This is a genomic window from Streptococcus australis (assembly GCF_019930045.1).
GTDB classification, from domain to species: domain Bacteria; phylum Bacillota; class Bacilli; order Lactobacillales; family Streptococcaceae; genus Streptococcus; species Streptococcus australis_D.
Genome location: NZ_JAHZQQ010000086.1, coordinates 1 through 4,285 on the forward strand (window position 1 = coordinate 1; position 4,285 = coordinate 4,285).

A 4,285-nucleotide genomic window follows, 5' to 3' on the forward strand; every position below is an offset into this window, starting at 1 on the left:
TCTAGTAAATGTGTTGCAACTCTACTATACAGGATTTATTCCTTTTTGTGTTTACACAACTTATTGTACACTACCTTTAAATAGAATTAGAAAAGAAACAAGGTTCTTGTGATTAATTGATGGATATAAAACTTACGATTTGATACTGCTATCGTTACTAAAGATCTAAAAACAATACAAACTATAGAACTTTAAATTAAAGTTCCAAAAATGGAGATTAAAGTATGGAAAGTTTTGAAATTGAAATACCAAAAATAGAGCATTTTGAAGTTGATATCAGAAAAATGGAATTATACAACTATGATTTCCAATCATATTCATTGACTCCACTGCAAAAAGAAGCCTCTTTAATAATTGCTAATAAGATTAGAAATAATTTATTTACTCATATTCCCGAAGCTAAATTTTTAAAAAAGCTTGTTGAAAAGAATGATAATGACAATGTAGAATACGTTGCAAAATTATCTGAAGTTGCAAAAGAAAAGTTAAAATCGGGAGAATGGAGTTATGGTATACGAAAAAAGACAGGAGAGACCTATGCAGTATTAAAAGATACTGAAACTGGAAAAATTAAAAGTAGTGTAACCTTAGAAAAAAGGACTGTCAAAGAGTTAGGGAATCTTCCTGAGCTTTCTGCAATACAAGGGCAACTAACATCTATTTCAGAACAAATTGAAAGCTTAAATGAACTAGTTATCCGCGTGGAACAAGGGCAATACAATGATAGATTTTCAGTTTTTTTCAGTGCTCGCCAACTAATTGTAGAGGCCTTAGCAACCAGAAATGAGCAACTAAAAAAAGAATTACTACTTTCAGCAATTAAAGAAAATAACAATACTATTGCAAAACTAATGATGTCGATTTACACAGATAGTTTAGACTTTATCAATCGTGACACCAAACCAAGGGACGCAAAAAGAATAAATACTCTGCTTCAGCAATCAATTAGTTACCTATCATCTGCAATGCAATTAAATGTTGTTGCTTATACAGTATTAGAGGAGCATGAGTCGGTTATAGCCGTATTAAGTAACTACAAAGCTTTTACCGAACAAACTTTGCTTGAGCCTAAATATGATGGAAAAAGTTTAGCTTGGAAAATTGATAATTTTACAAAAGGAAATAGCAGCTCTTTTATAAATTTGACACAGAGTATTTCAGAAAATATCAATGCATTGGTTAACCATTCAGAAACATTATTAGTAGAGGAAGATACGAATGAAAGAAGAGAAAGTTAAAACATGTAAATACTTTAGATGTAATAAAGAAGTATACTCTCCAAAAGCAAAATTCTGTGGAGAGCACGAAAGATTTTATAGAGAACACAGGAATAAAATTGGAGGGGCGTTGCTGACTTTTGGAGGAATAGCACTTTCAGCTTTGGTAAAAAAAAGAAATAATTAGACTATGTTTATATATTTAACGTAATATAAAAAAAGTGGACACACATCCACTTTTTTTATATAATAAACTCAACTAAATTGGTTTAGTTTTGTAATTTATACTTAAAGGAGGTACCATTCTTTGGATGAATTGTATACAAGAATAAGTAAGTCTACAAAACATGTGTTATATCAGTACATGAAGGACAACAATATTTCGTTACTAAATTATAATTTCAACTACTTCTTTCAACATTGTATTCAGGAATATCAAATTCAAGTGATTAGTCACCACTTCTCAAATCACAAGATTGAAGGATTAACTGTTATTGATGAATTAGGTATTAGTTTTTCTTATGAAAAGGATAATCCCATTGTGAAGCAAAATTTTACTCTGTGTCATGAGCTAGGACATTTTATCCTAGAGCATGAAGGTAATTATTTTGCTGAATCTATTGATAATCAGGAGAACCTACTAGAGCGAGAAGCGAATATTTTCTCTGCTGTAGTATTAATGCCTGACATTGTTTTGCTGTCTAAGATTTATTATAGTTGCAACACCTTTCAACATATTCAAAATAGCCTGGATGTTTCAAAACAAGCACTGTTTTTTCGCCTCTTAGATCTTTTACGAGAATATTATCCTGGAAAAGAAAGTACCATTAAGCAGGCTATCGATGCTTATATTGATGGACAAAATGCTACACTACTCCTTTTGTTTCACAGTATCAAAGAACAGATTATAAAGGAATTTAACAACTACCAGACTTCTCTAATCAATAAGATAGATCCAGCAGTGAGTAAAAGAGGTTTCGTAACTAGTCAAGAATATCCAGAACTTCTAGATCAAGAGAATTGGAAAACAATAAAGGCTAGCCGTGACAATTTAAAAGTATGGCTCATCTATGATAAAGGAAAATCTATAGCTTATGTTTGGGATAAAAATAAGCTAACAGACAAAGAGGCAAAACAAAAAGCTGAATTGAAATTACTATTAACGTGAGGAAAACGATGTATCAACCAGAAAAACTAAAAGCTCGTAGAAAAGAGCTAAAAATGACCCAAAAAGATATTGCGGATCAATTAGGTATCACCTACCAAGCCTATTCTGCATGGGAGCGTGGAGTAAAAAAACCATCTAGAGAAAAAGTGCAACAGCTGGAGCAGATTCTAAATGTCCCAAAAGGTTATTTTACGGAGATAGAAATCGTCAGGATATACAATGCTTTATCAGATGAAGGAAAAGATCAAGCACTTGGTTATATTAGAAACTTAGTTCAAAAAGAACAATGTAAGAATGTTGTTTCGGTGTCAGAAAAACTATACGAATACCATGTTTACGAAAAAATGTCAGCTGGTATCGGTTCATCGGTTTATAACGATCAGAACTATGATACTGTCTATTTTGATAAAGAACTAGCCCATGATTTTGCCTCATGGATATCTGGAGATTCAATGGAACCCAAATACAAAAATGGTTCGGTTGCTCTTATTCGTGAGACAGGATTTGATTACGATGGTGCAGTTTATGCTGTAGTCTGCAATAGCCAGACTTATATTAAACGAGTTTATCGAGAGGAGCATAGCTTAAGGCTGGTTTCTATCAATCAAAACTATAAAGATATTTTTCTTTCGTATGATGAAGATCCTAGAATTGTAGGAATTATTGTTGGTAATTTTGTACCAATGAAACTCTAACAACATTTTATTTACGTTGATTTTCTATTTCTGATGATTATGTAACAAAGAAAACTAAAAATTTATGTACAATTGACTAAACTAGAGCTAAACCATTGATACAACTGAATTAGAAGCATAAAGTACATTCTTTAAAAAGTGTACTTTATTTTTGTTTTGTACATTATTCTGGAGTGGTATTTTGTATATTTTATAGTTCATCATATTATCAAATCTAAGAAATTGATTTGTACATTTTTTTCAATGATAATCAAGGTATAATAAAGATAGGGATAAAAAGAAATCTTCCTAGAAAGGAGTATACTGTATCATATGTGACAGTATTATTAATGAATCATGAAAAAAATAATTACTATAGTACAGTGCATTTTGTTTTCCGTGTCTCCTTATATAGCTAGAGAACTATGCTTGATGAGTAAAAATCTAGTCGATAATATGTTCTTTACATTCTTTATCATGATAACAATTTCTTTTTGGCTTGGTATTTGGAAGTTGGGAGATCTTGTGGGAAATCCAAAATAGAAAGTAAAAAGTTGTGCTAGAGATGAGATTTTTATTTATTTTAATTATTAATACACCTTATTTCTTTTATTTAAAATGGAAGGATAAGCCTAAACAAAAAAATAAGTCCTTTTGTTATCTTTATAAGTTTTACATGATTTACTTGTGGTTTATCCTCATAATTTCCATAATGGCTATCGGTATTTTATCCCTTGGAGTAGTAGCTGGTATGGGAAGAAAACTTCCGTTTGTTTTCTTTGTTTTATCTGTTTTAGGTGTAGTTCTATTTAGCTTCTATATTTTTAGTATTCTAAAAGAGATAAAGGAATTAAAGCAAATAAAAGATAAAATAAATAGATAGACGTAATCTAGTTTGAATTGTCTTAATAAGGAAACTAGAAAAGTAAAATGAGGAAAAAATGATTATTTATTTCACTTTGATAACCTTATTCTTGTCTTCTTTCAAGGAATAATATAAATTACATAAAATGTTGACACAAGTAAAATTTAATAGTATAATACAAGATGTATAGAAAACGCTTTCAAGGAAGCGGGGCTTTATTTTGAAATAAGGTGTGAGGAGGGGATTCCGATGTTTTAGAAGATATTGCATTAAAGTAATTTTTATTTGATAAATTGTAAAATATAGTGCAACAAAAAAACTCATAGCGTTTCATTGGGGTAAACTGTAAGTATTCACACAA

The 4,285-nt window shown here is 30.4% G+C and carries 5 protein-coding genes; all 5 read left to right on the top strand.

The features are described 5' to 3' along the window. Window positions 1-224 precede the first annotated feature (224 nt). The 5 genes from K1J10_RS10135 (at window position 225) to K1J10_RS10155 (ending at window position 3,942) form a co-directional block, all read left to right on the top strand. Window positions 225-1,238, top strand: coding sequence for a hypothetical protein (locus K1J10_RS10135; RefSeq protein ID WP_223357237.1), 1,014 nt, complete (start codon window positions 225-227; stop codon window positions 1,236-1,238). Then, entirely contained in the window at window positions 1,219-1,404 is a 186-nt protein-coding gene (locus tag K1J10_RS10140; protein WP_049502660.1) for a hypothetical protein, read from the top strand. Before K1J10_RS10135 ends, K1J10_RS10140 begins: the two co-directional genes overlap by 20 nt. A 120-nt stretch (window positions 1,405-1,524) precedes the next feature. After that, window positions 1,525-2,385 (top strand): ImmA/IrrE family metallo-endopeptidase, encoded by an 861-nt coding sequence (locus K1J10_RS10145; RefSeq protein WP_223357245.1) that lies wholly within the window; start codon window positions 1,525-1,527, stop codon window positions 2,383-2,385. Between the two features lie 8 nt (window positions 2,386-2,393). After that, a complete protein-coding gene (locus K1J10_RS10150; RefSeq protein ID WP_223357247.1) occupies window positions 2,394-3,080 on the top strand; it encodes a helix-turn-helix domain-containing protein in 687 nt (228 codons plus the stop codon). A 691-nt stretch (window positions 3,081-3,771) separates the two neighbouring features. Then, a complete protein-coding gene (locus tag K1J10_RS10155) occupies window positions 3,772-3,942 on the top strand; it encodes a histidine kinase (protein ID WP_223357248.1) in 171 nt (56 codons plus the stop codon). The last annotated feature ends 343 nt before the right edge of the window (window positions 3,943-4,285 follow it).

Excerpts from the sequence above, each read along its gene's own strand:
- K1J10_RS10150 (WP_223357247.1), top strand. The coding sequence starts at position 2,394 with ATGTATCAACCAGAAAAACTAAAAGCTCGTAGAAAAGAGCTAAAAATG.
- K1J10_RS10140 (WP_049502660.1), top strand. The coding sequence starts at position 1,219 with ATGAAAGAAGAGAAAGTTAAAACATGTAAATACTTTAGATGTAATAAA.
- K1J10_RS10135 (WP_223357237.1), top strand. The coding sequence starts at position 225 with ATGGAAAGTTTTGAAATTGAAATACCAAAAATAGAGCATTTTGAAGTT.
- K1J10_RS10155 (WP_223357248.1), top strand. The coding sequence starts at position 3,772 with ATGGCTATCGGTATTTTATCCCTTGGAGTAGTAGCTGGTATGGGAAGA.